The sequence below is a fragment of the Eisenbergiella porci genome (assembly GCF_009696275.1).
In the GTDB taxonomy this organism is placed as follows: domain Bacteria; phylum Bacillota; class Clostridia; order Lachnospirales; family Lachnospiraceae; genus Eisenbergiella; species Eisenbergiella porci.
The window spans coordinates 1-2,596 of record NZ_VUMI01000131.1; the positions used below are offsets into that span (position 1 = coordinate 1).

The window sequence follows — 2,596 nt, forward strand, 5'->3', positions numbered from 1 at the left end:
GCACTCATCCGTAGGGTTTTTCCTTTCATAAGGATAAGGCTATTGTAAAAGAAAAAGAGCACCGTGGCAACGGTGCAGAGAAAAGATAAGAAAGGCTATTGCACAGCATGTGCGATTTGGTTCAAAACCAAAAGGATAAAATTAAATACCAAAGAAAATTTCCAGAAAGCCGGAGGGGGAGTTATGTTCAATTTATTGATTGTAGATGACGAGATTGAAATTTTAGAAGGATTACAGGAAATGTTTTTGTATGATTTTCCGGAAGAGCTGGAGGTATATACGGCAGTCTCGGGGAAAAAGGCATTGACTGTTTTGGATAAAGTAAAGTGTGATGTTGTATTAACGGATATTAAAATGCCAGGCATGAACGGGATGGAATTATATCAGCATATCAGGGAAAATTGGCCCAGGGCAAAAGTTGTTTTTTTGACGGGGTTTCGCGATCATGAAGTGCTTTACGAAGTAATTCAGAACAAGGAAATCAGATATCTCCTGAAAACGGAAGAGGATCAGAAAATTAAAGATACGGTTTTGGATGCTCTGATAGAGATTCGAAGGGAAAAGGAGGAATTCCGGTTAGAAGAATATCGCAGCGAATTGTTTAAAAAGGCAAAATACTGGCTGCAGAAAGAATTTTTAGAGCGAATCATTTTTGGAAAGATGGAGCAGGAGACTGATCAGGATATTTTAGAGGAATTGGAAATAGAAATAGAGGGGAAGGATCCGTTCTATTTGTTTGTGGGACGGATTGATCAAAAGTTTCCGATAATAGAGATGGATATTTTGGAAAAGATGATTCTAATCATTAGGCAGACCATGCCCAGAATATTAAAAATACATATATGCGTATTGGAGCATTGCTATTTGTCTCTTATGATCCAACCTCGTTTGATTGATGATTATACAGACTGGAATCGTATTTTTTATATTTCTTCAGGAGCATTAGAGGAAATACAAAGTATCTTCATGACACAGCTTCAGATAAAGGTTCCGTTTGCGATTTCTAAAAAGGAAATATTGTTTGGACAATTGCGGGAACAGTATTATTTTTTGAAAGAAAACCTGAGTACAATTATTCAGGAAGAAGAGCCAGGCATTCTAACGGTGAATGAGAAGGAAAAAGTTGGAAGGCAAATGGATAATAAAGCAGCGTTGATGAAACTGCCTTTATTAAATAGCTATCTGGAGCAGGAAAAGAAGCATGAATTTCAAGTGGTATTGAAAGAAATTATAACTCCCTTGCTTTCAGGAGCCAGTAAGCATGATATTGGGGCATTGGAATTATATTATAATGTTGCAATGGTATTTTTGAGATATATCAACATGAATGAATTGGGTGAAAAACTGCCGTTTCATATTGCCCTCTATAAACTGACAAACGCAGAAGATTTTTATGATTGGAATGAAGCTTATTGTTATCTGAAGCAATTGACGGAGTTTCTTTTTCAGATAAAAACAGAAAATAGCGGATATTATAGAGATGAGGTTGTGTTGCGGGTAGAAGCGTATATCAGGTCCCATTTGAATTCGGATCTGTCATTGACAGCGCTTGCAGACATCGGCGGATTTAATGCATCGTATCTTTCTCGTATTTTTAAACAGAAAAATCACTGCAACTTATCAGAATATATTGTAAATGAACGGATAAAAGCGGCTAAAAGGCTGTTGCTGGAAACAAATGAAAAAATCAATCGAATTGGAGAAGAGGTAGGATATTTTACACCGCATTCGTTTACCAGAGTATTTAAGAACAGTGAGGGAATTTCACCTGTCGAATTCAGAATCAGATATAAAAAATAGCAGGAAGCAGTATCAACGGGAAAAAAGTAATATTCGGGTAAAAAAGTACAAATATGTACATAGGAACTGTATTTATATAGGGATATACTGTTCTTAGGATGTAAGTCTGTAAAGCAGCGTTGATGGGGAAAGGAAAAAGAGATGGGATTTTTATTCAGGCAGGCAAAACCGGTGTGGGAGTCAGGAAAAACAACAGAAATGAATTACTCACTGGGATTTTGGGGAATATTTGAATGGGAGCCAGAGGAAGAACAACAAGAGAATGAAAGGACAGTACCGGAATTAAGGATAACAGGAACGTCTGTTTACCGTGTTTATTTAAATGGGAATATGATTTTTCATGGACCGGCAAGAGCAGCGCATGATTACTACAGAGTAGACCGGATTTTTCTGCCGGCGCAGTACTTGAACCGGAGAAATGCGCTTGCGATAGAAGTGGTTTCCTTTTGTGTAAGCAGTTTCTATACATTGAATCAGCCGGGGTTTTTGCAGGCCGAAGTTATCTGGTTAAACAACATTTTGTTGTCTACGCAAGAATCAAAAGCGGATGGTAATATCTTTAAAGTAAAGCATATCTCAGAGAGGATACAAAAAGTTCAAAGATACAGTTATCAAAGAGTATTTACAGAAGCCTATCGATTATCAGAAGACAGCAACAGTTGGATCGAGTAGATTAGGAAAGTTCTAAGTCAGGGGCTCAAAATCAAGAGCTTGATATGAACTTCAAGCCCCTGATTTAGTACTTTCCTTTTGAACCAAGTCGCACATGCGGACCTCTTATGCCGTTTTAATGATG

The 2,596-nt window shown here is 37.5% G+C and carries 2 protein-coding genes; both read left to right on the plus strand.

The genetic code is table 11. The features are described from left to right. Positions 1 to 63: 63 nt before the first annotated feature. On the plus strand, positions 64 to 1,800 hold the full coding sequence (locus FYJ45_RS29140) for a response regulator (RefSeq protein WP_154468414.1): 1,737 nt from the start codon (positions 64 to 66) through the stop codon (positions 1,798 to 1,800). 141 nt (positions 1,801 to 1,941) lie between these two features. Beyond that, a complete protein-coding gene (locus FYJ45_RS29145) occupies positions 1,942 to 2,472 on the plus strand; it encodes a hypothetical protein (protein WP_154468415.1) in 531 nt (176 codons plus the stop codon). Positions 2,473 to 2,596: the final 124 nt, after the last annotated feature.

Excerpts from the sequence above, each read along its gene's own strand:
- FYJ45_RS29145 (WP_154468415.1), top strand. The coding sequence starts at position 1,942 with ATGGGATTTTTATTCAGGCAGGCAAAACCGGTGTGGGAGTCAGGAAAA.